Here is a 26,504-nt window from a genome sequence, read left to right on the forward strand (position 1 = left end):
TACCTGCTTATTCTTCGCTGGTGTGCACTTTACGGTGCAGGATCGCCTGGAATTCTTCGGCGAAGGTGTAGTAACGGCTGATCAAGGTTTCGCCACGTGCGGCAAAACGGTTGTAGGCAATTACTGCGGGGATAGCGGCAAACAGACCGATTGCGGTAGCGATCAGGGCTTCGGCAATACCCGGGGCCACAGTGGCCAGGGTCGCTTGCTGAGCCTGAGCCAGACCGCGGAACGAGTTCATGATGCCCCACACCGTACCGAACAGGCCGATGTACGGGCTCACGGAACCGACGGTGGCGAGGAACGGCAGGCTCTGCTCGAGTTTCTCTTCTTCGCGCGAAATGGCAACACGCATGGCACGGGCCACGCCTTCCATGACGGCTTCCGGATCAACGCCCGGTTGTTGGCGCAAGCGCGAGAATTCCTTGAAGCCGGCACGGAAGATTTGCTCCACACCCGAATCCGGGTCCGGGTTGCTGCCGGCCTGACGGTACAGTTTGGACAGGTCGATACCCGACCAGAAGCGCTCCTCGAAGCTCTCCAGGGCGCGTCGACCGGCACGCAGCAAATTACTGCGCTGAAAAATCATGACCCAAGAGGTAACCGATGCGGCTACCAGGATCAGCATCACCAGTTGAACCACAACACTGGCATTGCTGACCAGGCTCCACATGGAGGAATGGTCGACGACGGTAGGTTCCACGCTAAATCTCCTGCTTTGATTGTTTACCCGCGCCGCTTACGCCGGCGAAGGCCGCACGTAGAGCTTCGGGAATGGCCCGGGGTTTCAAACTATTGGTGCGCACACAAGCCACCAGGAACTGCCCCTCACAGAGCAGCGTTGCATCCGTTGCCCGCCTGACTTGCTGTTTAAAGCGCAGGCTGACACGGTTCAATTCGATTACTTCTGCGCTGACCAGCAGCTCATCGTCCAGCCGCGCCGGCAAGTGGTAACGCGCCTCGCTGGAATGCACGACAAACAACAGGTCCTCCCCCGCAAGCTGGGATTGGGCAAAGCCCAGTTCCCGTAGCCGCTCGGTGCGAGCCCGCTCCATGAACTTGAGGTAGTTAACGTAGTACACAATGCCGCCCGCATCGGTGTCCTCGTAATAAACGCGACAGCGATGTGCGAACGACTGATCCCCGTTTTGCGCGCGCATACTCTAGTGCTTACTCCTCAGGTTGCCAATCCGGCGAGGCAACTGTTTTTTCATTCTGCTTGTGATCATGCAGAACATTCCTAATCACTGAATGACGCCGCCAGCCACTAGGACAGCACAAACTTCAGATAAATCGACTGGCGTGACCTTTTAATCGTCCACTGCATCGAGGAATTCGTCTACCACGGGCATCTCGCCCAATCGTGACGGAATGTTTAACCCGAAGTGCAAGTAAGCGTGCCGCGTCACCACTCGGCCCCTTGGCGTGCGCATGATGAAGCCCTGCTGGATCAAATACGGCTCCAACACATCCTCAATCGTGTGGCGTTCCTCACTGATCGCCGCCGCCAGGCTGTCCACGCCCACCGGGCCGCCGTCGAACTTCTCGATCATGGTCAAGAGCAGGCGTCGGTCCTGGTGATCAAAACCGTGTTCGTCCACATCCAACAGGTTCAGGGCCAGGTCTGCCACGGCCTTGGTGATGTGCCCCTTGGCCCGCACCTCGGCAAAGTCGCGCACCCTGCGCAGCAACCGGTTGGCGATACGCGGCGTACCGCGTGCCCGGCGCGCGATTTCAAAGGCGCCTTCCGGGTCCAGCGGCAAGCCGAGAATGCTCGCCGAACGGCTGACGATGGTCGCAAGGTCTGCGGTGCTATAGAACTCAAGACGTTGAACAATGCCGAAACGGTCGCGCAACGGGTTGGTCAGCATGCCCGCACGCGTGGTTGCGCCCACCAGGGTGAAGGGCGGCAAGTCGAGCTTGATGGAGCGCGCCGCCGGACCTTCGCCGATCATGATGTCGAGCTGAAAGTCTTCCATGGCCGGGTACAGCACTTCTTCGACGATCGGCGACAACCGGTGGATCTCGTCGATAAACAGCACATCGTGCGGCTCAAGGTTGGTCAGCAACGCTGCCAGGTCACCCGGACGCTCAAGCACCGGGCCGGAGGTGGACTTGATCGACACCCCCATTTCCTGGGCAATGATGTTGGCCAGGGTGGTTTTACCCAAGCCCGGCGGGCCGAAGATCAGCGTGTGGTCGAGCGATTCACTGCGCCCGCGCGCGGCCTGGATAAACAACTCCATTTGCTCACGCACGGTGGGCTGGCCGATGTAGTCGGCAAGGCTCAGCGGGCGAATGGCGCGGTCCTGGACTTCTTCACGGTCGCGCGGGCCGGTGGCCGCGATCAGACGATCAGCTTCAATCACTTAAATCATTCCCTTCAAGGCTCGGCGGATCATGTCTTCGCTGCTCAGGTTCTTGTCCTTGATGGCCGACACCGCTTTGCTGGCTTCGGCAGGCTTGTAGCCAAGTGAAATCAACGCACTGACGGCATCGCTTTCGGCGCTGGCGACCTGTGCAGCCGGCATATCCGGCTGGTTGGGCACCAGCGCAAACATGTTCGGCACGACTTCCCACGCCTTGAAACGGTCCTTGAGTTCGACCAGCAAGCGCTCGGCGGTTTTTTTGCCGACACCCGGTACTTTGGTCAACGCCGAAGTGTCCTGAGCCGAAACAGCCCGCACCAATTCATCCACTTCCAGGCTCGACATCAGCGCCAGCGCAAGCTTGGGGCCAACGCCGTTCAGACGAATCAGCTCACGAAAAAAGTCGCGGTCACGTTTGCCAATGAAACCATAGAGCAATTGCGCGTCTTCACGCACCACCAGATGGGTGTGCAGGGTCAGCGGCTCGCCGACCGACGGCAGGCGATACAAGGTGGTCATGGGCACTTCCAGCTCATACCCCAACCCGTTCACATCCAGAATCAGGTACGGCGGCTGTTTCTCAGCCAGGGTGCCGCGCAAGCGTCCAATCACGGTTCAAATCCTTAAAGCTTGAGGGTCAGCTCAAGGGCTGACCGGGAAACACGATTGAGCTGATGCTATCAGAGACGCAGCCGCCCGCCACGACTGCGTGCGGTGCCCAGGCCGTGCGGTAGCAAGCTGGAGCGGGTGTGCGCATGGCAAATGGCGATAGCCAGGGCGTCGGAGGCGTCGATTTGCGGCTTTGACGTCAGCTTGAGCATGTGCATGACCATCATCTGCACCTGCTCCTTGTTGGCCGCACCGGTGCCGACCACGGCTTGCTTGACCTGGGTGGCGGTGTATTCGGCGATTTCCATGCCTTCTTCGGCACCGGCCACAATGGCGGCGCCACGCGCCTGGCCGAGCTTCAACGCGGAGTCGGCATTTTTGGCCATGAAGACTTTTTCAATGCCCATGGTGACCGGCCCGTAGGTCTGGATCACTTCACGCACGCCGCGATAGACGATTTGCAGGCGCTCGGCCAACTCGCCCGCGCCGGTACGGATGCAGCCCGAAGCCACGTAAACGCAGCCGCGCGGGGTGTGTTGCACCACGCCAAAACCGGTAATGCGCGAACCGGGGTCGATACCAAGGATTAAAGTCATAACGCCTGCGGAGTGGGGATAACACATTTTTTGACACAGAGATCTACAGCATTCTTCAGACCAGCTGTGCAGCAACTTCTTCCGGGATGTCGGCGTTCGAATAAACGTTCTGCACATCATCCAGGTCTTCGAGCATGTCGAGCATCTTCAGCACTTTTTGCGCGCCGTCCAGGTCCAGCTCGGCGCTGGTGGTCGGCAACATCACGATTTCCGCGTCAGTGCCTTTGAAACCGGCGGCTTCCAGCGCGTTACGCACGGCGTAAAAACCCGCGAACGAGGTGAACACGTCGATAGAACCGTCATCGTTGGTTACCACGTCGTCGGCGTCCGCCTCCATGGCAGCTTCGATCAGCGCATCTTCATCCACGCCCGGCGCGAAAGCTATTTGCCCCTTGCGTTCGAACAGGTAGGCCACCGAGCCGTCGGTGCCCAGGTTGCCGCCGCACTTGCTGAACGCGTGGCGCACCGCAGCTGCAGTGCGGTTGCGGTTGTCGGTCATGCACTCGACCATCACCGCCACGCCGCCCGGGCCGTAGCCTTCATAGCTGAGTTCGACCATGTCGTCGGTATCGGCAGCGCCGGCACCACGGGCCACGGCGCGGTCGATTATGTCGCGGCTCATGTTCGCGCCCAACGCCTTGTCCAGCGCCAGGCGCAGACGCGGGTTGGAGCCCGGGTCACCGCCGCCTTGGCGAGCAGCGACGGTCAGCTCGCGAATCCACTTGGTGAAAATCTTGCCTTTCTTGGCATCCTGACGCTCTTTGCGGTGCTTGATGTTCGCCCACTTGGAATGGCCAGCCATAACACAACTCCGAAATTCTGTAGAAACCTTATCAATCCCGCCGGGGCGGGATATGCCTCGTGTAACGCAAAGGCGCATCCGAAGATGCGCCTTTTTAGACCGCGTAAACCTCAGTGCGCTTTCACGCAGCAGCCTTACTCAGCCTTGGGTGTCTCGCGCAGACGGATGTGCAGTTCGCGCAGCGCCTTGGCATCCACCACGCCCGGAGCCTGGGTCATTACGTCCGCAGCACTTTGGGTTTTCGGGAAGGCAATCACTTCACGAATAGACTGCGCGCCGGTCATCAGCATCACCAGACGGTCGAGACCGAACGCCAGGCCACCGTGCGGCGGCGCGCCATATTTGAGGGCGTCGAGCAGGAAGCCGAACTTCTCTTGCTGTTCCGCTTCGTTGATGCCCAGCAGACGGAACACCGACTGTTGCATCTCTTTGCGGTGGATACGGATCGAACCGCCACCCAGCTCGGTACCGTTCAACACCATGTCGTAGGCACGCGACAGAGCGCCGGCCGGGTTGGCTTCAAGCTCCTGAGGCGTGCACTTTGGCGCGGTGAACGGGTGGTGCAAGGCGCTGAAGCTGCCGTCCTCGTTCTCTTCGAACATCGGGAAGTCAACGACCCACATCGGTGCCCACTTGCAGGTCAGCAGGTCGAGGTCGTGGCCCAGCTTGATGCGCAGTGCGCCCAGCGCTTCGCTGACAATTTTAGCTTTGTCGGCGCCGAAGAACACGATGTCGCCGTCAACCGCACCCACGCGGTCCAGAATCGCGTTCAGGTTGTCCAGCGGGATGTTTTTCACGATCGGCGATTGCAGACCTTCAACACCGTTGGCGCGCTCGTTGACCTTGATGTACGCCAGGCCCTTGGCACCGTAGATGCCAACGAACTTGGTGTAGTCGTCGATCTGCTTGCGCGGCATGCTCGCGCCGCCAGGCACGCGCAGGGCGGCGATGCGGCATTTAGGGTCGTTCGCCGGGCCGCTGAACACCTTGAAATCAACTGCTTTGAGTTGGTCGGCCACGTCCACCAGTTCCAGCGGGTTACGCAGGTCTGGCTTGTCGGAACCGTAGCGGCGCATGGCTTCTTCGAAGGTCATGTGCGGGAATTCGCCGAACTCAAGGTCCAGCACTTCCTTGAACAGGTTGCGGATCATTTGTTCGGTCAGGCCCATGATCTCTTTTTCATCGAGGAAGCTGGTCTCGATGTCGATCTGGGTGAATTCAGGCTGGCGGTCAGCACGCAAGTCTTCGTCACGGAAGCACTTGGCGATCTGGTAGTAACGGTCGAAGCCGGCCACCATCAGCAGTTGCTTGAACAGTTGCGGCGATTGCGGCAGGGCAAAGAAGCTGCCGGCGTGCGTGCGGCTTGGCACCAGGTAGTCACGCGCGCCTTCCGGGGTCGCCCGGGTGAGGATCGGCGTTTCGACATCGAGGAAGCCGTTCTCGTCGAGGAAGCGGCGGATGCTGGTGGTCATGCGCGAACGCAGGCGCAGCTTCTCGGCCATTTCCGGGCGACGCAGATCCAGGAAGCGGTAGCGCAGGCGGGTTTCTTCGCCAACGTCGGAATATTCGTTGAGCGGGAACGGCGGCGTTTCCGATTCGTTCAGCACTTCCAGCTCGTAGCCCAGTACTTCGATGCCGCCGGAGGCCATGTTCGCGTTCACGGCACCGGCCGGACGCAGGCGAACCTTGCCGGTGATTTTAACGACATACTCGCTGCGCACGCGGTCGGCGGCGGCGAAGCTTTCGGCGCGGTCCGGGTCGAACACCACTTGGGCCAGACCATCACGATCACGGATATCGAGGAAGATCACCCCGCCGTGGTCGCGGCGACGGTGAACCCATCCGCAAAGAGTGATTTCCTGACCTTCCAGGGTCTCGTTCAGTTGGCCGCAATAATGGCTGCGCATCATGGTAGTGGTTTCACTTCTCGTAATTCGAAATTCGATGGAGGCTTGCCTCGTCACCGTACTGTTAAGCAGGGGACGGATAATGCAGGAGCCTGCGCGTAGAGTTCAACTCAGTCTGCTTTGTCGCCGCCCGCCAGATTCTTTTTGGCGCCGGTCTTGAAATCGGTCTCGTACCAGCCGCTGCCGCTCAGGCGGAAGCCCGGCATGGACAACATCTTCTTCAGCTCAGGCGCCTGGCAGGCAGGGCAATCGACCAGCGGCGCTGCGCTGATCTTCTGAATGGCTTCCAACTGATGACCACAGGAAGCGCATTGATAGTCGTACATGGGCATGGAGATGTCTCGGCGATCGGATCGTAACTACGCCGCGCGCCCTGTGGATAAAGCCCGGCTTGCGCAGCAAAGCGCGAGATTATATCTGGTAAATCGACACAGCGCAGCCGGCTTTCTGCCCGAACACCGGCCCGCGATAACCGCGGGCCGGCTGCGAGCGCCGGGTTAATCCGGGCTCATGGTTGCCACGCGACCGTTTAATACGTGGACGACACACACCACCCTGACCAGCCCGCTGAAGTTCTTCACCCCTCCGTAACGCAAATGCACTTCCCGATCGACGTATGACAGCAACGCACTGACTGTGCAGGCATTGATCCTGGCTATCTCCGTGAGGATATTCCAATAGATCTGCTCCAGACGCAGGCAGGTGGAAAACCCGTTGAGCCTGACCGACCGGGACAATGGCTTGGCCAGTCCCATATCGAACCCTTTGGTGAAGGGGTCGACCTTTATCTTATGAAAACCACAGGTTTCCATTACTCCATTACCCACTGTGCGCGACATACAGCTGACACTCCATTGCCAAACAACAGCCCATGGGTTTCTCCCATTGGACAGTGGCTCTATAAAACAGCAGGACGCGAGGGGCAGCCAGAAGACGCGGAGTTGATAGTCGTAGGACAACGCCAGGAAATGCGCGGAAACAAGCAAGCAGCGCCACAAAGGCGCCACTCGCTGTTTTTTGGAGCGGGGGGTTTACTGGTTTTCGAGCAGCGAACGCAGCATCCAGGCGGTTTTCTCGTGAACCTGCATGCGCTGGGTCAGCAGGTCGGCAGTCGGCTCATCGCTGACTTTATCGAGCAACGGGAAAATGCCGCGCGCGGTACGCGTCACTGCTTCCTGGCCTGCGACCAATTGCTTGATCATCTCTTCGGCGCTGGGCACGCCCTCTTCTTCCTTGATCGAAGACAGACGCGCGTAGATCGAATAGGCGCCCGGCGCAGGAAAGCCGAGGGCACGAATACGTTCGGCAATGGAGTCCACCGCCAGCGCCAGTTCGTTGTACTGCTCTTCGAACATCAAGTGCAGCGTACGAAACATCGGGCCAGTCACGTTCCAATGGAAGTTGTGGGTCTTCAAATACAGTACATAGGTATCAGACAGCAGCCGTGAAAGTCCGTCGACGATGGATTTACGATCTTCTTCACTGATACCGATATCGATTGCCATGTTTTTTCCCTTCAATTGACGAGGATTCATTGATCCGTTGCGGCACCACTCTAGCAAGGGCACCACTCTAGCAAGAGTGCAGGCTGTGTGCAGCCCGACACACGCGGCGGCGTGCGGCAAATCGCCGCTCTCTACACCGCGACTGCCGGTTACAGCCAAGCCTGTGCACAGGCTAGAGAGATTCTCAAAATACCGCGCAAAAAGCACGCACCGGTCTAGGACACGTATTTGACGCAGAAATGCGGTCGATGTCGCAACACCCCGAAATGCTTGATTTGAGTAGGCACAGCCTTTGCTGTTAAATAGGCGGCGTGTGCTTGCCGTTTATTTCTGCGGCAGTCACATAGGCTGATACCCGCGCACGTGCCCAACGCCTCCCATTGTTCAGAAGCGAACCGTGCCAGTCAGCTCTTCCTTGTGATCCTTCTTAACGTGAGTTAATCAAAATGTTGAAAATCGTCCACCTGCTAACGGGCGTTGCAGCGTTGCTGCTGTCCTTTATACCGAGCTTGCAACAGGGAAGCCCTCCCTACCTGGAACAACACGACGCTCTGTACCTGGCCTTGTTCGGCCTTCTTAACCTGACGCTGGCACCGGTGATCCCTTACTGGAACAAAGGCACGCGTCATCAACTGCAAAACCTGGTCAGCGCGCTGCTGGTGCTGACCGTTGTCGTTCAAACCCTCACCCTCCTCGCACCTATGCCTGAAGTGGGCGGCCACCCGGCCATCCTGCTCAGCCTGGTGATTGCTGTGGTCGCCATCGCTCTTCACCTGGCCATCAGCTTCTACCGCTCGTCGCCTGCGGCCGCGTCGCAAAGCTACGATATGACCAACCGGGATACCGGGACCGTCAAGTGGTTCAACACCTCCAAAGGCTTCGGCTTTATCTCCCGCGATTCGGGCGACGATATTTTCGTCCACTTCCGGGCCATCCGCGGCGAAGGCCATCGTGTTCTGGTGGAAGGCCAGCGCGTGGAGTTCTCGGTGATGAATCGCGATAAAGGCCTGCAAGCCGAAGACGTAATCGCTGCCCTGCCGCGCCGCTGACCTTAGCGTTCGCAGCAAAAAAAAACCGCGATCCAGCACTGCTGGGTCGCGGTTTTTTTATTGCCTGGCGATTAACCAGCGGCGGTTTACACGCACGGCTTAGTAATGCGGCGGCGGCGCTTCTTCTTCGGATGACTCGAACTGGCCACCCATTTCTTCCTGGCGCTTGAGCAGCGCGGTCATCTGCAACTGCAGGCGTTCAACCGCACGCTGCTGGGTAACCAGAATGTCATTCAGGGTTTCGATGGTGTCGTCCTGAAACGCCAGGCGGCTTTCCAGGTCGGTGACGCGGTCTTGCAGATCCATGGTTCAGTCCTGAGTAAAGATGAAGTTGGCGGGCAAAAACGCGCGCAGCCTTGCGCGAATCGCCGCCACTTGCTCTTCGGTATACGGCTGCGCCGGATGTTTGCCCCAAACCGGTGCTGGCCAAGCAGCGTCATCGCGTTTGCGCACGATCACATGCACGTGCAACTGGCTGACAACGTTACCCAACGCGCCAATGTTCATCTTGTCGGCAGCCCACGCTTCGTTCAGCCACTGCGCCAGGGCGGTGGTTTCTTGCCACAGCGTCTGTTGGTCTGCGCCATCGAGCTGAAACACTTCGCTGATAGCGTCTTTGCGCGGCACCAGGATAAACCACGGGTAATTGGAATCGTTGGACAGCAACAGGCGGCAGAGCGGGAAGTCGCCAATGGCCAGTGTGTCTTGTTGCAGGCGTTGATCTAAGGCGAACACGCGGGCACTCCGTTCGGCAGGTCAATTTCAGGCGCCCAGCATACCTTCGAATGCTCAAGGCTTCACGGTGAATGCGGGTGCCTTGAGGCAGCCGAATAAAAAACCTGCACCTTTAAGTGGCAGGCGAATACCTGGGCTACGCTGGAATGGGCCTCGACGGGTTGCACCAAAATGACCCACCTGTGCTTCAAAGGCGCCCGCGATTACCCGGCAATGGTGTGAACCGGTAACGTTTTTCCTGGGTGCAGGCTGCGTGTACCGCTGGTCAGGTGCAATGCGGCTGCCTGTCGCTCAAACCAAACGGCGTAAAAGCCCGTGGTTATGCGGTTTTTACACTGCCGTCACGTTTTTCACGAAAAAATGACATTCGCTGACCGGTTTGGGCGCGCTTGTTGCATTAGTACCCGTATCGTCGGCAACGGCACCCGCTTGGACGCAGGTGCTTCGCGATCAGCACCACTAGCGTTTAAGTGCCTGCAGAGGAAGTTTTCACACTTCGAAAGCTGTATGAAAACAGCACTTAAGTTGTCAGCCCGGTTACCGTTGGGCTGTGAATTTGCGACACGGAATTAGCAATTTTACGACAGCTTCGTAAAGAAGCTGAAAGGATAGTTGAGTCAGTATCGTCAATAGGGTCTGCGTGATATAACTTTGCGCTGACACAAAAAAGAAAGAGCCGCCCAGATAAAAATACAGGTGGGACGGCAGTACTCTTCCTAAAACCAAAGGAGCAAATCACGATGCGCGTGATGAAGTGGAGCATGATCGCACTGGCTGTTTCAGCAGGCACCTCGCAGTTCGCAATGGCGTCCGCCCAAGATGATTCCAAGGGCTTTATCGAAGACAGTACGGCCAGCATCCTGACCCGTACCCTGTACTTCAGCCGTGACTTCCGTAATAACGCGCCCGGCACCCAAAGCCGCCGCGAAGAAACCGGCCTTGGCTTCCATGGCCTGTTCAGCTCGGGCTACACCCAGGGCACTATCGGTGTCGGTTTTGATGCCATTGGTTTGCTCGGCCTCAAACTCGACAGCGGCAAGGGTCGCACCGGCACGGGTCTGTTCCCGAATGGCTCCGATGGCCGTGCTCAGGATGAATACTCCAAAGGCGGCGCAGCCATCAAGTTCCGTATCTCTGATACGGTCTTGAAAGTAGGTGACCAGTACACCACCGCGCCAGTATTCGCCTCCGACGACAGCCGCTTGCTGCCAGAGCTGCCACAAGGTATCTCGATCACCAGCAACGAGATCAAAGGCCTGAAACTGGAAGCCGGTCACTTCACGTCGATCGTCGCCCAGGACCACACCTACAAAGACAGTATCTCCAGCTCTGAGCCGGTCACCGGCACCGGCCTGAGAGACGCCAACTTCGTCGGCGGCGTTTACTCCTGGACGCCAGAGCTCACTACCAGCCTCTACTACTCGAAAGTAGAAGATTACTGGAAGAAGCTCTACGCCAACGTGAACTGGACCCACGCGCTCAGCGATGACCAATCGGTCGCGGTAGACTTCAACATCTACGACACCAAAAGCGATGGCGCAGGCCTGCAACGCGCTGAAAAAGACGGCACCACCAAGCTCGACAACCGTGCATTCAGCTTGCAAGGCGCGTACACCGTGGGTGCACACACCTTCACCCTGGCAGCTCAAAAGGTTAGCGGCGACGGTGACTACGGCTACGGTGTAGACGGCGGCGGCACAGTATTCCTGGCCAACTCCATCGCTCGTTCCGACTTTAACGCCGAAGGCGAGAAGTCGTTCCAGGCGCGTTACGACATCAACATGGCAACCTTCGGCATTCCTGGCCTGAGCTTCATGACGCGTTACGTAACCGGCAGCGGCGCCAACACTGGCACCACGTCGAACGGCAAAGAGTGGGAACGTGACATCGAAGGCAAATACGTGGTCCAGAGCGGTCCGGCTAAAAACCTGAGCTTGCGCCTGCGTCAAGCGACCTATCGTTCGTCTGACAACGTGTACTACGGTTCGGCTTCCATCGACGAACTGCGTTTGATCGCGCAATACCCGCTGAACATCTTGTAATTGTCAGTTTGATTACAACGATGACTTAAGGCCTCGGCCTTAAACAAAAAGCCGCTCCCCTGTTTAAAAGGGAGCGGCTTTTTTATTGCAGTTTTATTTCATCCGAAAAATAACCAGCACGCTAACTAACGAGATTAGCTGCCAGCATCAAACCTGACCTATTGGCCAAGTTCGATGCCTTGCCGTCTGGTTGTTTAAAGGCCGGTTATTTAGCCGCAGGCTCCTGCATAACGCGAATAACCCGCTGCGGAAATGGAATATCAATCCCCGCGCCTTTCAAGCGGTCTCGTGCCAGTTCATTGAGCATAAACACCACATCCCAATAATCCGCCGTGTTGGTCCAGCACCGCAGCGACACAGTGATAGAACTGTCGCCCAAGGTCGACACCACTGCCACCGGCGCAGGATCTGCCAGCACGCGAGCGTCTTTTGCCAGCTCAAGCAGCACTTCACGGGCTTTTTGCAGGTCGGCCTCATAGTCGACACCCACGTCAAACACCACTTTGCGGGTCGGCTGACGGTTGGTGTTGGTGATGATGCCGTTGGACAGGATGCCGTTTGGCACGATCACGGTTTTGTTGTCGCCAGTGCGCAGCACGGTGTGAAAGATCTGGATGCTGTCGACCGTGCCGGAAGTGCCTTGGGCTTCGATCCAGTCACCAATGCGGAACGGGCGGAACAACAGAATCAGCACGCCGCCGGCGAAGTTGGCCAGGCTGCCTTGCAACGCCAGGCCGATGGCCAGGGTCGCCGCACCGATGGCAGCGACAAACGAGGTGGTGGCCACGCCGATCATCGACGCCACGCTGACAATCAGCATGATCTTCAACGCGATGTTCGCAAGGTTGGTGATGAAGTGCTGCAGCGCCAGGTCGGCGTTACGGATGGCCAACAAGCGCCCGACCCGGTGCGTAAGCCGGTTGATCAACCACCAGCCGATGGCCAGGGTGACCACCGCCAGCAACACACGGCTGCCGTATTCCATAATCATCGGGATCCAAGACTGTGAGGTCTTGATCAGGTGATCAAATTCAGCGTTCAAATCCATCTATATTTCTCCTGTTTCACGGATGTGCGGCTTTATTGACTGCCTAAAAACGCAAATGAGCCCCGAAGGGCTCAAGTGTAGGCACAAACTGTGGGGCGTGGGACGTCAAAAACGCCTGCAGGTTCCGCAGCGTGCTCTCAGTCGCGGAAGTTGTTGAACTGCAGCGGCATGTCAAACGTCTTGGCGCGCAGGGCAGCGATCGCTTCCTGCAAGTCATCACGCTTCTTGCCGGTGATACGCACCTGCTCGCCCTGAATGGCGGCCTGCACTTTCAACTTGGCATCCTTGACGTGAGCGACGATTTTTTTCGCCAGCTCTTTGTCGATGCCTTCCTTGAGCACGGCTTCCTGCTTCATCAGCTTGCCGGAGGCGTACGCGTCTTTGATTTCCAGGCACTGTGCGTCGATCTTGCGCTTGACCAGGGACAGCTTGAGGATCTCGATCATCGCTTCCAGCTGGAAATCGGCTTCAGCGGTCAGGTTGACGGTCAACTCCTTTTCCTTGAACTCGAAGCTGCCCTTGCCTTTCAGGTCATAGCGACGGTCCAGCTCTTTGACGGCGTTCTCGACGGCGTTGGTGACTTCGTGTTTGTCCAGTTCGGATACCACGTCGAACGAAGGCATGTCATTTCTCCAAAATAAGGGGCGGGCTCAGTAGAGATGGAGCGCGCCCAAGCTAAAATGCCCGGGCATTATAGCGGTTCTTTCGCCGCGTTCACTGTGAGCGACCCCACGGAGCACAAACTCATGTCGACCACCTGGCATATTCTCGGCGCCGGCAGCCTGGGCACACTCTGGGCCACGCGCCTGGCTCGCGCGGGCGTGCCGGTGAGGTTGATTTTGCGTGACCACGCGCGCCTGGCCAGCTATCAGGCCGGGCAGGGGCTGACGCTGGTCGAACACGACGTAGCACACACTTACCCGGTCATCGGCGAAACGCCCGACAGCCCTGAGCCGATTCAGCGCCTGCTGGTGGCGTGCAAAGCCTACGACGCACAAAGCGCTATCGCACAGCTGCAACACCGTTTGGCGGCGGATGCTGAGCTGATCCTGCTGCAAAACGGCCTTGGCAGCCAGGACGCAGTGGCCGCCCAAGTGCCGCAGGCGCGCAGCATCTTTGCCTCCAGCACCGAGGGCGCGTTCCGCGACGGCGATTGGCGCGTGGTGTTCGCCGGGCATGGCTACACCTGGCTGGGGGACGTGAGCCAGCCGACGCCACCGCTGTGGCTGGACGACCTGCACGCCGCCGGCATCCCTCACGAATGGAGCACCGAGATTCTGACGCGCTTGTGGCGCAAGCTGGCGCTCAATTGCGCGATCAACCCACTGACCGTGCTGTACCAGTGCCGTAACGGCGGCCTGCAAGACCATCAATGCGAAGTCGCAACGCTGTGCGCCGAATTGGCCGAACTGCTCGAATGCTGCGGCCAGCCCGCGGCCGCGCAAGCGTTGCACAGCGAAGTGCAACGGGTGATCCAGGCCACCGCGAGCAACTATTCCTCGATGTATCAGGACGTGACCAACGCGCGGCGCACCGAAATCAGCTACCTGCTGGGCTATGCATGCCAGGCGGCAGCCCGCCATCAATTGGTGCTGCCGCACCTGCAACAGCTACAAGCGCGTTTGGTGGGCTATTTGCGTGAACGCGGATTGGCCAGCGACTGAGGCACGCGCTACCCTGCCTACCTGTCTATCGTCTCGGAAAGCCCTGATGCCACTGCGCCAGCGTCTTGAAAATCTACCCGTAGGGCAGAAACTGCTGGCCGCCCTGCTGGTGCTGCTGACTACCGTATTGCTGGTAGCCAACCTGACGTTTATCAGTGCGGCCTACTGGATCTCGCAGGAAAGCATGGCGCCTCAGGCGCTGCAGGCCATCGGCCGCCTGGTGTCAAACCCGGCCCTCGCCGCCGATGCGCTTGAGTCCCCGGCCAAAGCCGACGCCCTGCTCGCTGAATTGACCAGCTATTCACCGCTGCGCGCCGCTGCGCTGTACGACGGCGAAGGCACCCGCCTGGCGCAGATGCAGCACGGCGATCGCCTGCATTTGCCGGACACCTACCGGCATATCGAAGCGTGGCGGCTGACCGAGTTTCGCAGCAACCAGGTCATCACCCTGCCCCGCGCCGGCCAGCCTTCCGGGCACTTACTGCTGGTGGCCAGCAGTGAACTGCCGATGGCGTTTTATACCGGCACGCTGACGGCGAGCCTGGGCATCCTGATTTTCAGCGTGCTGCTCTGGCTGATCATCGCCCGGCAAATCAAACGCCTTATCACTCGCCCGATCTACGAACTGGAAGAGCTGTCACGCCAAGTGACCCGCGAAGAGAACTACGCCCTGCGCGCCGGGCGTGGCAACCATGATGAGATCGGCAGCCTGGCCGAAGCTTTCAACACCATGTTGTCACGCATCGAAGCCCGCGAGCAGCAACTCAAACGTGCGCGCGACGATTCACAGGCCGCCTACGATCAAGCCCAGGGCTTGGCCGAAGAGACTCGCCACACCAATCGCAAGCTGGAACTCGAAGTGCAGGTTCGCAGCAAAATCGAGAAAAAACTCACCGGCTTCCAGAACTACCTGAACAGCATCATCGACTCGATGCCTTCGGCGTTGATCGCGCTGGATGAACAGCTCTACGTGACCCAGTGGAATCAGGAGGCCAGCGCGCTTTCCGGCACGCGCCTGGACGAGGCGCTGAACCAACCGATCTTCCTCGCATTCCAGCCGCTCAAACCGTACCTGCCACAACTAAAAGCCACGGTTGAGCAGCACACCGTAGAGCGCATCGAGCGCGTCACCTGGGTCAAGGATGACGAGCCCAAACATTACGCCCTGACCTTTTACCCGCTGATGGGCGGCGCCGGGCGCGGCGTGGTGATCCGCATCGACGACATCACCCAGCGCCTGTCGCTTGAAGAAATGATGGTGCAGTCGGAAAAAATGCTTTCCGTCGGCGGCCTGGCGGCGGGCATGGCCCACGAAATCAATAACCCGCTGGGGGCGATTCTGCACAACGTGCAGAACATTCGTCGCCGCCTGTCGCCTGACCTGCCGAAGAACCTGGAGCATGCCGAACGCGCGGGCGTCACGCTGGACATGGTCAACCGTTATTTGCAAAGCCGTGAAGTACCGCAACTGCTCGACGGCATTCAGCAAGCCGGCGCAAGGGCAGCGAAAATCGTCACGCACATGCTCAGCTTCAGCCGACTCAGTAATCGCCGGATGGCGCCCTGCGATTTGCCGGCACTGATCGACCAAGCAGTCGAAATTGCCGGTAACGACTTCGACCTGACCATCGGCTTCGACTTCAAGGGCCAGGCGATCATTCGTCAGTTCGACCCGCAACTGGGGCCGGTGCCCGGCACCGCCAACGAGCTGGAACAGGTGCTGCTCAACTTGCTGAAAAACGCCGCCCAGGCCATTCACCTGCGTGAAGACGACCGCGAGCCAGGGCGCATCATCTTGCGCACGCGCCTGAACCCGCCGTGGGCGGAGATCCAGGTGGAAGACAACGGCATCGGCATGAGCGAAAACGTGCGTAAACGCACGTTCGAGCCGTTCTTCACCACCAAGGAGATCGGCCAAGGCACCGGGCTTGGGCTGTCGGTGTCGTATTTCATCATCACCAACAACCATAAAGGCCAGATGGAGGTGCACTCCACCCTCGGCCAAGGCACCTGCTTCACCCTGCGCCTGCCCTTGGCCGGCAGCCAACTGCCACCCTATGAACTCACCCAACTGGAGCAATGACCATGGGCTTTCGCCTGTCGAAGATCTACACACGTACCGGCGACCAAGGCGAGACCGGCCTCGGCGATGGCCGTCGCGTCCCCAAGGACCACCCGCGTGTGGAGGCGATTGGTGAGGTCGACACGCTGAACAGCCAGTTGGGCTTGCTGTTGGCGGGGCTTGAAGAACAGAGCGGCAAGCACCCGCAATTGAATGACGTGATCGAGGTGCTCACACCCTGCCAACACCGTTTGTTCGACTTGGGCGGTGAACTGGCGATGCCGGTTTACAAGGCGTTGAATGCGGCCGAAGTTGATCGCCTGGAAGCGGCGATTGATCGCTGGAACGAGGAAGTCGGGCCGCTGGAGAACTTCATCCTGCCCGGTGGCTCGGCGCTGATCGCCCAGGCGCATGTGTGCCGCAGCCTGGCGCGCAGTGCAGAGCGCAGGTGTCAGCATTTGAATGCGCTTGAGCCGCTGGAGGGGGTGGGGTTGGCTTACATCAATCGGTTATCGGATTTGTTGTTTGTGGCAGCCAGGGTGATTGCCAAGCGCCAAGGGGTGGCGGAGGTTTTGTGGCAGGCGGCGGCGAAGCCACACTGATGATTATGTAGTGCTTGCAAAGGCCTCATCGGGAGCAAGCCGAATCGTCGCACCGCCCCTCCCACAGTTAACTGCATTCCAGAGGTGGAGCTCTATCAACTGTGGGAGGGGGCTTGCTCCCGATGAGGCCAGTCAAAACAAACTCAAACTTCCGGCCAAAACGCCCGAATCCCGGCAACCCCCTGAGCCCCGACTTCCCAAGCCTGCTCCCGCTGCGCAGGCCCAACCCCGCCCAACAAAAACACCGGCTTGCTGAACCCACTGATCAACCGCGCCGCCTGCTCCCACCCCAACGGCTGAGCATCAGGATGCGTTTGCGTCGGCTGCACCGGCGACAACGTAACAAAATCCACGTCCATCATTTCTGCCAGCGCCAGCTCTTCAGCGTTATGACACGACGCCGCCAGCCAGCGATCTTTAGGCAGCGGGCGTCCCTTGCTCGCGTATTTACGCAACTGCGCCGAGGTCATGTGCCAGCCGGCCGCCGGGAAATCCCCCAGCCATTCAAACGGGCCTTTGAGCATCAACTGCGCCTTGCCGGCACACAAGCCCACAGCATCCACCGCCAAATCACGGTATTTGGGGTCGTAACCGTTTGGCGCGCGCAGTTGAACCAGCTTGATGCCACCGGCAATGGCTTGGCGAATACCGCGCAACAGCGTCGGCGTTTCCAGCTCGCCCGGGGTGATCAGGTACTCGGCCGGCAAACGTGCGGCAGAGACGATCGGCGCATTCGCAGCAGGAAACTCGTAATACGGCAGATCACGCGGCGCAACCCATTCCAACGGCTGCCCCTCGGCGCCATGCGGCTCGCCGGTAAACGCCGAGACTTCCCAGACATCCAGCAATACCTGCTTGTCCGGGTAATCATGCTGCACCTTGATCAGCGGTCGCGCCGTGGTGACCTGGATGCCCAGCTCCTCCTGCAATTCGCGCGACAGCGCAGTGGCGACCGACTCATCGGCCTCCACCTTGCCACCGGGGAATTCCCAGAGGCCGCCTTGATGCTGAGTGTCGGCGCGGCGGGCCAGCAGAATCCTGCCGTCGACACCGCGGATCACCGCTGCTGCTACATGCACTCGTTTCACCGCGCGTATCCTCTTGGCTATCAGGTACGGTATTCCGCATTGATCTTCACGTACTCGTGGGACAGGTCGGTGGTCCAGATGGTTTCGCTGCACTCACCGCGACCGAGTTCGATGCGGATGGTGATTTCTTCCTGCTGCATGACCGCCGAGCCTTGGGCTTCGGTGTAGGTTTCTGCGCGCGCGCCACGGCTGGCGATGCACACGTCACCGAGGAACACGTCGATCTTGCTCACGTCCAGGTCAGGCACACCGGCGCGGCCAACTGCGGCCAGGATGCGGCCCCAGTTCGGGTCAGAGGCGAACAATGCCGTCTTGATCAGCGGCGAGTGGGCCACGGTGTAGCCGACATCCAGGCACTCCTGGTGATTGCCGCCGCCGTTAACTTCCACGGTGACGAACTTGGTGGCGCCTTCACCGTCGCGCACGATGGCCTGGGCCACTTCCATGCACACCTCGAACACGGCCTGCTTCAACGCCGCGAACAATGGGCCGCTGGTGGAGGTGATTTCCGGCAAATTGGCTTTACCGGTCGCAATCAGCATGCAGCAGTCGTTGGTCGATGTATCGCCATCGATGGTGATGCGGTTGAACGACTTGTTGGCCCCATCCAGCATCAGGCTGTGCAACACGTCGCGCGAGACTTTAGCGTCGGTGGCGATGTAGCCGAGCATGGTCGCCATGTTCGGGCGAATCATCCCGGCGCCTTTGCTGATGCCGGTCACGGTAACGGTCACGCCGTCGTGCACAAACTGACGGCTGGCGCCTTTGGGCAATGTGTCGGTGGTCATGATGCCGGTGGCCGCCGCCGCCCAGTTATCCCCAGACAGGTCATCCAGCGCGGCTTGCAGTGCGCCTTCGATTTTTTCCACAGGCAGCGGCTCACCGATAACACCGGTGGAGTACGGCAGCACTTGGCTGGCATCAACCCCGGCAAGCTGGGCCAGCTTCGCGCAGGTGCGCGCGGCGGCGACCAGGCCTGGCTCACCGGTGCCTGCGTTGGCGTTACCGGTGTTGGTCAGCAAATAACGAATCGAGCCCGCTACACGTTGCTTGGCCAGGATAACCGGCGCGGCGCAGAACGCATTCAGGGTAAACACACCGGCGACGGTCGAGCCTTCGGCACAGCGCATCACGACCACATCCTTACGCCCTGGGCGTTTGATGCCGGCCGAAGCGATACCGAGTTCAAAACCGGCAACCGGGTGCAATGTGGGCAAAGGACCAAGACCAACAGCCATGAATGCGCTCCTTAAAATAGGTGATGTCTGTGCCGTCGTGTCGACGGTGAAATTAATGGCAAAACGCCGCGACGGCTGATGCCGGTCGCGGCGCGGGGTGCAGCGGCGTCAGGCAAAAATCTTAGTTGATTTCGCCGTGGCAGTGTTTGAACTTCTTGCCCGAACCGCACCAGCACAGTTCGTTACGGCCCAGCTTCTGGTCATTGCGAACCGGCGTTTGAGCCAAGGCCACATCAACCTCTTCGCCCAATACTTCAGGCGCTTCCAGGCCCGGCGCTTCGTCGTGCTGGAACTGCATGCGCGAGGCCAGTGCCTCGGCTTCCTGACGCAGGCGAGCTTCTTCCTCGATCGGGTCTTCGCGACGCACCTGAACGTGGGACAGCACGCGAATCGAATCGCGCTTGATCGAATCCAGCAGCTCGGAGAACAGCGTGAACGACTCGCGCTTGTACTCTTGCTTCGGGTTCTTCTGGGCGTAACCACGCAAGTGGATACCGTGACGCAGATGGTCCATGGTCGACAGGTGGTCTTTCCACAGATCGTCGAGCACGCGCAGCACGATTTGTTTCTCGAAGGTGCGCAGTGCTTCGGCACTCGCTTGCTCTTCTTTCTCGTTGTACGCGAGCAACAGCTCGGTCATCAGTTTCTCGCGCAGCGTCTCTTCGTAGAGGTGGTCGTCGTCATCCAGCCATTGCTGGACCGGCAGATCCACACCGAAGTCAGTCTTCAACGCCGCTTCCAGACCGGCAACATCCCACTGCTCAGGCAGCGACTGTGGCGGAATGTGTGCGCTGACCGTCGCGTTAAGCACGTCCTGACGGAAGTCGGCGATGGTCTCACCAATGTTGTCGGCGGCCAGCAACGTGTTACGCATGTGATAAATCACTTTACGCTGTTCGTTGTTGACGTCATCGAACTCGAGCAGTTGCTTGCGAATGTCGAAGTTGCGGCCTTCAACCTTGCGCTGAGCCTTCTCGATGGCGTTGGTCACCATGCGGTGCTCGATCGCTTCACCGGACTGCATGCCCAGGGCTTTCATGAAGTTCTTCACCCGGTCCGAGGCGAAGATACGCATCAGGCTGTCTTCCAGCGACAGGTAGAAACGGCTCGAACCGGCGTCACCCTGACGGCCGGCACGACCACGCAACTGGTTGTCGATACGGCGCGACTCGTGACGCTCGGAAGCAATCACCTGCAGGCCACCGGACTCCAACACCGCCTGGTGGCGTTTCTGCCAGTCAGCCTTGATCTGGGCGATTTGCTCAGGGGTCGGGTTGTCGAGGGAAGCCACTTCCACTTCCCAGTTACCGCCCAACAGGATGTCGGTACCACGACCGGCCATGTTGGTGGCGATGGTCAGTGCGCCTGGACGACCGGCCTGGGCGATGATTTCAGCTTCTTTTTCGTGGAACTTGGCGTTCAGAACCTTGTGCTCGATGCCTTCCTTATTGAGCAGGCTGGACATGTGCTCGGAGGTTTCGATGGTGGCAGTACCCACCAGCACCGGACGCCCGTGGGTCATGCATTCCTTGATGTCGGCGACGATGGCTGCGTATTTTTCGTCAGCGGTCAGGAACACCAGGTCGTTGTAGTCTTTACGCGCCAGCGGCTTGTTCGGCGGGATAACCATCACCGACAGGCCATAGATCTGGTGGAATTCGAACGCTTCGGTGTCGGCGGTACCGGTCATGCCGGACAGCTTGTTGTACAGACGGAAGTAGTTCTGGAACGTGGTGGACGCCAACGTCTGGCTTTCGGCCTGGATGTTCAGCGCTTCCTTGGCTTCGATGGCCTGGTGCAGGCCTTCGGACAGGCGACGACCCGGCATGGTACGGCCGGTGTGTTCGTCAACCAGCACGACCTGGCCGTCTTGCACGATGTATTCAACGTTGCGATGGAACAGCTTGTGAGCGCGCAGGCCGGCGTACACGTGGGTCAACAGGCCCAGGTTGTGCGCCGAGTACAGGCTTTCGCCTTCCGCCAGTTCACCGATCTGCGTCAGCATCTCTTCGACAAACTGGTGACCGGCTTCGTTGAGTTCGACCTGACGGGTCTTCTCATCAATGGTGTAGTGACCTTCTTTGGTCACCACGCCTTCCACTTCCTCGATGTGCTGCTCAAGACGCGGGATCAACTTGTTGATCTCGGTGTACAGGCGCGAGCTGTCTTCGGCCTGGCCGGAGATGATCAGCGGGGTACGGGCTTCGTCGATCAGGATGGAGTCGACTTCGTCGATCACGGCAAAATTGAGTTCACGCTGGAATTTTTCTTCCATGCTGAACGCCATGTTGTCGCGCAGGTAGTCGAAACCGAATTCGTTGTTGGTGCCGTAGGTAATGTCGGCAGCGTAGGCCAGGCGCTTCTCTTCCGGCGGCTGGAACGGCGTAACCACGCCGACCGTCAGGCCGAGGAATTCATACAGCGGGCGCATCCAGTTGGCGTCCCGGCGAGCCAGGTAGTCGTTCACCGTCACCACGTGCACGCCCTTGCCGGACAATGCATTGAGGTAAACACCCAGGGTTGCCACCAGGGTCTTGCCTTCACCGGTACGCATTTCGGCAATCATGCCTTCGTGCAAGGTCATGCCGCCGATCAACTGGACGTCGAAGTGGCGCATGCCCATGACACGCTTACCGGCTTCACGGGCGACCGCAAAGGCTTCGGGAAGCAGCTTGTCGAGGGTTTCACCTTTGGCTATGCGGGCCTTGAACTCTTCGGTCTTGGCGCGCAATTGCTCGTCCGAAAGGGCAACCATTTGCTCTTCGAAGGCATTGACCAGCTGCACCGTCTTGAGCATGCGTTTAACTTCGCGCTCATTCTTGCTTCCAAAAAGTTTCTTTAACAAAGGCGCAAACATATCGGCAGGTTCTTCCACACATAGGGATGGAGGGCGCACCGTGAGTGGCCCGTGCAGCCCTCACGGCCGCATGCGAACGCGTATTCTACCCGGAATCGTGGGTGAGGAAAGTGGCGTTATTCCCCGAAGCGGGCATGTGGCTGTGAGAGGGCCTGTTTAAAATAAGGGCTTTTGCTGGAACTTCAACCCATGAGTAGCAGAAGTTAGCTATTGATTTCACGGGCAAAGCCCTGCCGACGCATTGCCTGGGGCCGCCAAGCGCTTTCTGCTAAGATGGCGGCTCTGTTACCTAAGGTGTCTAAACATGGCATTTCGCCCACTTACAGCTCGCGCTCCCGCCGCGTTGCTCCGCGAAGCCAAACCGTTGAAAGCCATCTTCGGCCACGCGCAACGCCTGGGCCTTTTGCAACGCCTGCTCGAAAGCCAACTGCAACCCGCCGCGCGTGAACATTGCCATGTGGCGTCCTGGCGCGAAGGTCATTTGCTGTTAATTGTCACCGATGGTCATTGGGCGACCCGCTTGCGCTATCAGCAAAAACGCCTGCAGCGACAATTGATGGCATTTGATGAGTTTGCCAGTTTGACGCGTATCCAGTTCAAGGTGCAGCCGCCCACCGTGCAGCAAGGCGCGGTGGGGCACACCATGGACCTGTCGGTGAATGCCGCCGAAACCATTCAGGCAACGGCCGACGGCATCAGCGACCCGGGCTTGCGCGCGGCACTCGAGCGGCTGGCCGCGCATGCCAAGCCCAAACCCTGAACGCCTATTTGCGCTTGCTGCCACCCAGCAAAGAACCCAACAACCCACGCACTAACTGACGGCCCATTTGATTGGCGGCCTGTTGCAGGGCGGATTTAAGTGCCTTGCCCGCCGCAGAGCCCAAAAATGCGCCGGCTTTGTCGGTGAAGCTCGGTTCGTCGGCGGTAGCCTTTGGCCCGTCGCTCGGTCCGAGGTCCTTGCGCGCCATCAGCACTTCGTAGGCCGATTCACGGTCAACCGGTTTGTCATAGCGCCCGCGCAACGGCGAACTGGCGATCAGCGCAGCACGTTCGGCCTCGCTGAGTGGCCCGATGCGCGATTGCGGCGGAGCCACCAACACGCGCTGGACGATTTGCGGCGTGCCCTTTTCCTGCAACGTCCCCACCAGCGCCTCGCCGGTGCCCAATTCGGTCAGCACCGATAACGCATCAAATGCCGGGTTGGGACGGAACCCATCCGCCACCGCACGCAGGGACTTTTGCTCTTTAGCGGTGAACGCGCGAAGACCGTGCTGCACGCGTAAGCCCAATTGCGCGAGCACCGTGTCCGGCAGGTCACCCGGCGACTGCGTGACGAAATACACGCCAACACCTTTGGAGCGAATCAGCCGCACCACCTGCTCCAGGCGATCCTGCAACGCCTTGGGCGTGTCGGCGAACAACAAATGCGCTTCGTCGAAAAACAGCGCCAACAGCGGTTTGTCGGCATCGCCACGCTCCGGCAACTGCTCGAACAGCTCAGCCAACAACCACAACAGGAACGTCGCATAGACCTTTGGCGACTCATGCACCAAGCGGCTGGCGTCCAACAGGTGGATGCGCCCGCGGCCATCGCTGGCAGGCTGCAAAATATCTTCAAGTTGCAGCGCCGGCTCACCAAACAAGGCTTCGGCGCCCTGCTGTTCCAGCACCGCCAGGCGCCGCAACAGCGCCTGGCTGGAGCCGGTAGTCATCAACGCCGCATCCTCGCCCAGTAGCTCCGGGTGATAGTGCAGGTGGTTGAGCAACGCCTTGAGGTCTTTGAGGTCGAGCAACAACAAGCCCTCGCGGTCCGCCACCTTGAAGCTGGCATACAGTGCCGATTGCTGACTGTCGGTCAGTTCCAACAGGCTGCCGAGCAATAGCGGGCCCATTTCGCTGATGGTGGTGCGTAGCGGATGGCCGGATTGGCCGTGTATATCCCACAACGTGACCGGATACGCCTTGGCCGTGTAGTTGAGGAAAGGCATACCCGCGATGCGCTCGGCCACCTTGCCTTGAGGGTTGGCCGCCGCCCCCAGGCCGCACAGGTCACCTTTTATATCAGCGGCGAACACGGCCACACCCGCATCACTGAAGGCTTCCGCCAGGCGCTGCAACGTAACCGTCTTGCCGGTGCCGGTGGCGCCGGCAATCAACCCATGACGGTTGGCCAGGCGCATGGCCTGGGCGATAGGCTGGCCGTCCGGGCCGGCGCCGAGAAGAAGTTGCGTGGAATCAGACATTTGGTCACCTATGGTTAAGCTTTAGCGCTGCAAGGTCGATACACAGATACGTCAGACCCAATAAGTCTAAAAAATCAGTCAGACAGTTTCCTTAACGACACTCGGAAACTTCGCACTTATTTGACGCTGCTATTTGGTGCGTCCCACCAGGACGCGCTTCGGATATCAAGACCTTAGCGGACCCTACAAGCCATGAATAAAAATCTGCGCTTCAGCCACAAGATACTGCTTGCAGCCTCCCTTATCGTCATCGCCGCTTTCGCACTGTTTACCCTCTACAACGACTATCTGCAACGCAATGCGATTCGCGACGATCTCAATAACTACCTGCATGAAATGGGCGATGTCACCGCCAGCAACATTCAAACCTGGCTCACCGGGCGCATTGCGCTGGTGGAAAACGCTGCCCAAAACATCGCCATCAACCCTGATCCGTCTGTGGTTGCCAGCCTGCTCGAACAGAAAACCCTGACCTCTTCGTTCATGGCAACCTACGTGGGCGACAGCACAGGTGCGTTCACCATCCGCCCCGACAGCAAGATGCCGGACGGCTTCGACCCGCGCGTTCGCCCCTGGTACAAGGGCGCGCAGAGCAGCAACGGCTCAACCCTGACCGAACCCTATATCGACGCCGCTACCGGCCAGTTGATCATTTCGATTGCCACACCCAGCGCCAAGGGCGGGCAAAGTATCGGCGTAGTCGGCGGCGACCTGAGCCTGCAAACGCTTGTGGATAACATCGGCGCCCTGAACTTCGGCGGCATGGGCTACGCGTTCCTGGTCAGTGCCGATGGCAAGGTACTGGTGCACCCGGACAAGAACCTGGTGATGAAAACCCTGGCTGATATGTACCCTAAAAACACCCCAAAAATCAGTCGCGAGTTCAGCGAAGTTCAAGCCAACGGCAAAGACAACATCGTGACCTTTACACCGATCAAGGGCCTGCCTTCGGTGAACTGGTACCTGGGTGTTTCGGTGGATAAAGACAAATCCTTCGCCATGCTCAGCGAATTCCGTACCTCGGCAGTCATCGCCACGCTGATTGCGGTGGTGATCATCATTGCGCTGCTGGGCATGTTGATTCGGGTGCTGTTGCAACCGCTGCACGTGATGACGCGCGCCATGCAGGACATCGCCGACGGCGAAGGGGACCTGACCCGCCGCCTGACCATCCAGAACCACGACGAATTCGGCACGCTGGGGAATGCCTTCAATAGCTTCGTCGAGCGTATTCACACTTCGATACGCGAGGTGTCCTCGGCCACCGAACAGGTCAACGAAGTCGCGCTGCGCGTGGTCAGCGCCTCCAACTCGTCGATGGTCAACTCCGACGAACAGGCCAACCGCACCAACAGCGTCGCCGCGGCCATCAACGAGCTGGGCGCCGCCGCCCAGGAGATCGCCCGTAACGCAGCGCAAGCCTCCAGCCAGGCCAGCGATGCGCGGCACTTGGCCGAAGACGGGCAACAGGTGGTGGATCGCAATATCAAGGCGATGACGCAACTGTCGGCAATGATCAGCACTTCCAGTAGCAACATTGAAGCGCTCAACAGCAAGACGGTGAATATCGGGCAGATTCTTGAGGTGATCACCAGCATTTCCCAGCAAACCAACCTGCTGGCGCTTAACGCTGCCATTGAAGCGGCGCGTGCCGGTGAAGCCGGTCGCGGTTTTGCGGTGGTGGCCGATGAAGTGCGCAACCTGGCCCATCGCACCCAGGAATCGGCGCAGCAGGTGCAAAAGATGATCGAGGAACTGCAAGTCGGCGCCCGCGATTCGGTGAGCACCATGAGTGAAAGCCAGCGCTACAGCCAGGACAGCGTAGAAATCGCCAACCTGGCGGGCGAACGCCTGAACAGCGTGACCCAGCGTATTGGCGAGATCGACGGCATGAACCAGTCAGTGGCCACCGCCACCGAGGAGCAAACCTCGGTGGTGGAATCGATCAACATGGACATCACCGAAATCAACACCCTCAACCAGGAAGGCGTGGAAAACCTGCATTCAACCCTGCGCGCCTGTGCCGACCTGGAACAACAGGCGGCGCGCTTGAAGCAGTTGGTGGGCAGTTTCCGCATTTGACCCAAT

The 26,504-nt window shown here is 59.3% G+C and carries 25 protein-coding genes and 1 pseudogene; 8 read left to right on the top strand and 18 right to left on the bottom strand.

Translation table 11 applies throughout. From position 1 onward, the window contains the following. Positions 1–7: 7 nt before the first annotated feature. From tolQ to ACOZK9_RS00555, 10 genes are all read right to left on the bottom strand, one after another. Entirely contained in the window at positions 8–703 is a 696-nt protein-coding gene (gene tolQ / locus ACOZK9_RS00510; RefSeq protein WP_058412480.1) for a protein TolQ, read from the bottom strand. A 1-nt stretch (position 704) separates the two neighbouring features. Then, on the bottom strand, positions 705–1,160 hold the full coding sequence (gene ybgC, locus ACOZK9_RS00515; protein WP_058412481.1) for a tol-pal system-associated acyl-CoA thioesterase: 456 nt from the start codon (positions 1,158–1,160) through the stop codon (positions 705–707). Between the two features lie 150 nt (positions 1,161–1,310). Beyond that, the gene (gene ruvB / locus ACOZK9_RS00520; protein WP_058412482.1) at positions 1,311–2,369 is read right to left on the bottom strand and encodes a Holliday junction branch migration DNA helicase RuvB; all 1,059 of its coding nucleotides are present in this window, start codon (positions 2,367–2,369) and stop codon (positions 1,311–1,313) included. Further along, positions 2,370–2,981 (bottom strand): Holliday junction branch migration protein RuvA, encoded by a 612-nt coding sequence (gene ruvA / locus ACOZK9_RS00525; RefSeq protein WP_058412483.1) that lies wholly within the window; start codon positions 2,979–2,981, stop codon positions 2,370–2,372. It abuts the gene before it with no gap. A gap of 68 nt (positions 2,982–3,049) precedes the next feature. Then, positions 3,050–3,574, bottom strand: coding sequence for a crossover junction endodeoxyribonuclease RuvC (gene ruvC / locus ACOZK9_RS00530; RefSeq protein ID WP_024077147.1), 525 nt, complete (start codon positions 3,572–3,574; stop codon positions 3,050–3,052). 55 nt (positions 3,575–3,629) lie between these two features. Further along, positions 3,630–4,376, bottom strand: coding sequence for a YebC/PmpR family DNA-binding transcriptional regulator (locus tag ACOZK9_RS00535; RefSeq protein ID WP_058412484.1), 747 nt, complete (start codon positions 4,374–4,376; stop codon positions 3,630–3,632). Positions 4,377–4,510: 134 nt separating this feature from the next. Further along, on the bottom strand, positions 4,511–6,286 hold the full coding sequence (aspS, locus tag ACOZK9_RS00540; protein ID WP_421555083.1) for an aspartate--tRNA ligase: 1,776 nt from the start codon (positions 6,284–6,286) through the stop codon (positions 4,511–4,513). Positions 6,287–6,393: 107 nt separating this feature from the next. Next, positions 6,394–6,615, bottom strand: coding sequence for an FmdB family zinc ribbon protein (locus ACOZK9_RS00545; protein ID WP_003193872.1), 222 nt, complete (start codon positions 6,613–6,615; stop codon positions 6,394–6,396). A 165-nt stretch (positions 6,616–6,780) separates the two neighbouring features. Then, positions 6,781–7,122, bottom strand: a complete 342-nt coding sequence (locus tag ACOZK9_RS00550; RefSeq protein ID WP_058412486.1) for a ribbon-helix-helix domain-containing protein — start codon at positions 7,120–7,122, stop codon at positions 6,781–6,783. A 192-nt stretch (positions 7,123–7,314) separates the two neighbouring features. Continuing rightward, a complete protein-coding gene (locus ACOZK9_RS00555) occupies positions 7,315–7,788 on the bottom strand; it encodes a Dps family protein (protein ID WP_003193874.1) in 474 nt (157 codons plus the stop codon). A gap of 446 nt (positions 7,789–8,234) precedes the next feature. Between ACOZK9_RS00555 and ACOZK9_RS00560 the strand changes: the two genes are divergently transcribed. Next, positions 8,235–8,837 (top strand): cold-shock protein, encoded by a 603-nt coding sequence (locus ACOZK9_RS00560; protein WP_058412487.1) that lies wholly within the window; start codon positions 8,235–8,237, stop codon positions 8,835–8,837. Between the two features lie 99 nt (positions 8,838–8,936). Here ACOZK9_RS00560 and ACOZK9_RS00565 read toward each other — a convergent pair whose 3' ends face one another. Beyond that, positions 8,937–9,143 (bottom strand): SlyX family protein, encoded by a 207-nt coding sequence (locus ACOZK9_RS00565; RefSeq protein WP_017847119.1) that lies wholly within the window; start codon positions 9,141–9,143, stop codon positions 8,937–8,939. 3 nt (positions 9,144–9,146) lie between these two features. Then, positions 9,147–9,572, bottom strand: coding sequence for an HIT domain-containing protein (locus tag ACOZK9_RS00570; RefSeq protein WP_172979300.1), 426 nt, complete (start codon positions 9,570–9,572; stop codon positions 9,147–9,149). A 740-nt stretch (positions 9,573–10,312) separates the two neighbouring features. Here ACOZK9_RS00570 and ACOZK9_RS00575 point away from each other — a divergent pair. Next, entirely contained in the window at positions 10,313–11,614 is a 1,302-nt protein-coding gene (locus tag ACOZK9_RS00575; protein WP_058412489.1) for an OprD family porin, read from the top strand. A gap of 205 nt (positions 11,615–11,819) precedes the next feature. Here the strand turns inward: ACOZK9_RS00575 and ACOZK9_RS00580 are convergent, their stop codons facing one another. After that, positions 11,820–12,662, bottom strand: coding sequence for a mechanosensitive ion channel family protein (locus ACOZK9_RS00580; protein ID WP_058412490.1), 843 nt, complete (start codon positions 12,660–12,662; stop codon positions 11,820–11,822). Positions 12,663–12,799: 137 nt separating this feature from the next. Continuing rightward, a complete protein-coding gene (locus ACOZK9_RS00585) occupies positions 12,800–13,285 on the bottom strand; it encodes a YajQ family cyclic di-GMP-binding protein (RefSeq protein ID WP_003209785.1) in 486 nt (161 codons plus the stop codon). 123 nt (positions 13,286–13,408) lie between these two features. On the opposite strand from ACOZK9_RS00585, the gene ACOZK9_RS00590 reads away from it, so the two are divergent. Genes ACOZK9_RS00590 through ACOZK9_RS00600 form a run of 3 tightly spaced genes read left to right on the top strand, consistent with a single transcriptional unit; the run spans position 13,409 to position 16,990 of the window. Next, a complete protein-coding gene (locus tag ACOZK9_RS00590; RefSeq protein WP_421555084.1) occupies positions 13,409–14,326 on the top strand; it encodes a putative 2-dehydropantoate 2-reductase in 918 nt (305 codons plus the stop codon). 46 nt (positions 14,327–14,372) lie between these two features. Then, positions 14,373–16,409 (top strand): ATP-binding protein, encoded by a 2,037-nt coding sequence (locus tag ACOZK9_RS00595; RefSeq protein ID WP_058412492.1) that lies wholly within the window; start codon positions 14,373–14,375, stop codon positions 16,407–16,409. A 2-nt stretch (positions 16,410–16,411) separates the two neighbouring features. Beyond that, on the top strand, positions 16,412–16,990 hold the full coding sequence (locus ACOZK9_RS00600) for a cob(I)yrinic acid a,c-diamide adenosyltransferase (RefSeq protein ID WP_058412493.1): 579 nt from the start codon (positions 16,412–16,414) through the stop codon (positions 16,988–16,990). A 143-nt stretch (positions 16,991–17,133) separates the two neighbouring features. Here the strand turns inward: ACOZK9_RS00600 and ACOZK9_RS00605 are convergent, their stop codons facing one another. The 3 genes from ACOZK9_RS00605 to secA all read right to left on the bottom strand — a co-directional run bounded on the left by ACOZK9_RS00605 (position 17,134) and on the right by secA (position 22,173). Next, a complete protein-coding gene (locus tag ACOZK9_RS00605) occupies positions 17,134–18,078 on the bottom strand; it encodes a Nudix family hydrolase (RefSeq protein ID WP_421555085.1) in 945 nt (314 codons plus the stop codon). A 20-nt stretch (positions 18,079–18,098) separates the two neighbouring features. After that, the gene (gene argJ, locus ACOZK9_RS00610; protein ID WP_421555086.1) at positions 18,099–19,316 is read right to left on the bottom strand and encodes a bifunctional glutamate N-acetyltransferase/amino-acid acetyltransferase ArgJ; all 1,218 of its coding nucleotides are present in this window, start codon (positions 19,314–19,316) and stop codon (positions 18,099–18,101) included. Between the two features lie 121 nt (positions 19,317–19,437). Beyond that, the gene (secA, locus tag ACOZK9_RS00615) at positions 19,438–22,173 is read right to left on the bottom strand and encodes a preprotein translocase subunit SecA (RefSeq protein ID WP_058412496.1); all 2,736 of its coding nucleotides are present in this window, start codon (positions 22,171–22,173) and stop codon (positions 19,438–19,440) included. 304 nt (positions 22,174–22,477) lie between these two features. Here secA and ACOZK9_RS00620 point away from each other — a divergent pair, with 304 nt between their 5' ends. Continuing rightward, positions 22,478–22,933, top strand: a complete 456-nt coding sequence (locus tag ACOZK9_RS00620) for a DUF721 domain-containing protein (protein WP_058412497.1) — start codon at positions 22,478–22,480, stop codon at positions 22,931–22,933. A gap of 4 nt (positions 22,934–22,937) precedes the next feature. Here ACOZK9_RS00620 and ACOZK9_RS00625 read toward each other — a convergent pair whose 3' ends face one another. Next, positions 22,938–24,416, bottom strand: coding sequence for a helicase HerA-like domain-containing protein (locus ACOZK9_RS00625; protein WP_421555087.1), 1,479 nt, complete (start codon positions 24,414–24,416; stop codon positions 22,938–22,940). Between the two features lie 192 nt (positions 24,417–24,608). Between ACOZK9_RS00625 and ACOZK9_RS00630 the strand changes: the two are divergent. Both ACOZK9_RS00630 and ACOZK9_RS00635 read left to right on the top strand, forming a co-directional pair. Continuing rightward, positions 24,609–25,640 (top strand): annotated as a pseudogene (locus ACOZK9_RS00630) (HAMP domain-containing protein); the annotation flags it as partial. 93 nt (positions 25,641–25,733) lie between these two features. Continuing rightward, positions 25,734–26,498: a methyl-accepting chemotaxis protein gene (locus tag ACOZK9_RS00635; RefSeq protein ID WP_421555314.1), complete on the top strand. Its 765-nt coding sequence runs from the start codon at positions 25,734–25,736 to the stop codon at positions 26,496–26,498. Positions 26,499–26,504 lie beyond the last annotated feature (6 nt).

The organism is Pseudomonas kitaguniensis, from assembly GCF_049199985.1.
In the GTDB taxonomy this organism is placed as follows: Bacteria; Pseudomonadota; Gammaproteobacteria; order Pseudomonadales; family Pseudomonadaceae; genus Aquipseudomonas; species Aquipseudomonas kitaguniensis.

Excerpts from the sequence above, each read along its gene's own strand:
- ACOZK9_RS00635 (WP_421555314.1), top strand. The coding sequence starts at position 25,734 with ATGGTCAACTCCGACGAACAGGCCAACCGCACCAACAGCGTCGCCGCG.
- ACOZK9_RS00550 (WP_058412486.1), bottom strand. The coding sequence starts at position 7,122 with ATGTCGCGCACAGTGGGTAATGGAGTAATGGAAACCTGTGGTTTTCAT.
- ACOZK9_RS00590 (WP_421555084.1), top strand. The coding sequence starts at position 13,409 with ATGTCGACCACCTGGCATATTCTCGGCGCCGGCAGCCTGGGCACACTC.
- ACOZK9_RS00600 (WP_058412493.1), top strand. The coding sequence starts at position 16,412 with ATGGGCTTTCGCCTGTCGAAGATCTACACACGTACCGGCGACCAAGGC.
- ACOZK9_RS00555 (WP_003193874.1), bottom strand. The coding sequence starts at position 7,788 with ATGGCAATCGATATCGGTATCAGTGAAGAAGATCGTAAATCCATCGTC.
- ACOZK9_RS00625 (WP_421555087.1), bottom strand. The coding sequence starts at position 24,416 with ATGTCTGATTCCACGCAACTTCTTCTCGGCGCCGGCCCGGACGGCCAG.
- ACOZK9_RS00575 (WP_058412489.1), top strand. The coding sequence starts at position 10,313 with ATGCGCGTGATGAAGTGGAGCATGATCGCACTGGCTGTTTCAGCAGGC.
- ACOZK9_RS00580 (WP_058412490.1), bottom strand. The coding sequence starts at position 12,662 with ATGGATTTGAACGCTGAATTTGATCACCTGATCAAGACCTCACAGTCT.
- aspS (WP_421555083.1), bottom strand. The coding sequence starts at position 6,286 with ATGATGCGCAGCCATTATTGCGGCCAACTGAACGAGACCCTGGAAGGT.
- ACOZK9_RS00560 (WP_058412487.1), top strand. The coding sequence starts at position 8,235 with ATGTTGAAAATCGTCCACCTGCTAACGGGCGTTGCAGCGTTGCTGCTG.
- ybgC (WP_058412481.1), bottom strand. The coding sequence starts at position 1,160 with ATGCGCGCGCAAAACGGGGATCAGTCGTTCGCACATCGCTGTCGCGTT.
- ACOZK9_RS00545 (WP_003193872.1), bottom strand. The coding sequence starts at position 6,615 with ATGCCCATGTACGACTATCAATGCGCTTCCTGTGGTCATCAGTTGGAA.
- secA (WP_058412496.1), bottom strand. The coding sequence starts at position 22,173 with ATGTTTGCGCCTTTGTTAAAGAAACTTTTTGGAAGCAAGAATGAGCGC.
- ACOZK9_RS00535 (WP_058412484.1), bottom strand. The coding sequence starts at position 4,376 with ATGGCTGGCCATTCCAAGTGGGCGAACATCAAGCACCGCAAAGAGCGT.
- ACOZK9_RS00585 (WP_003209785.1), bottom strand. The coding sequence starts at position 13,285 with ATGCCTTCGTTCGACGTGGTATCCGAACTGGACAAACACGAAGTCACC.
- ACOZK9_RS00565 (WP_017847119.1), bottom strand. The coding sequence starts at position 9,143 with ATGGATCTGCAAGACCGCGTCACCGACCTGGAAAGCCGCCTGGCGTTT.
- ruvC (WP_024077147.1), bottom strand. The coding sequence starts at position 3,574 with ATGACTTTAATCCTTGGTATCGACCCCGGTTCGCGCATTACCGGTTTT.
- ACOZK9_RS00595 (WP_058412492.1), top strand. The coding sequence starts at position 14,373 with ATGCCACTGCGCCAGCGTCTTGAAAATCTACCCGTAGGGCAGAAACTG.
- ACOZK9_RS00620 (WP_058412497.1), top strand. The coding sequence starts at position 22,478 with ATGGCATTTCGCCCACTTACAGCTCGCGCTCCCGCCGCGTTGCTCCGC.
- argJ (WP_421555086.1), bottom strand. The coding sequence starts at position 19,316 with ATGGCTGTTGGTCTTGGTCCTTTGCCCACATTGCACCCGGTTGCCGGT.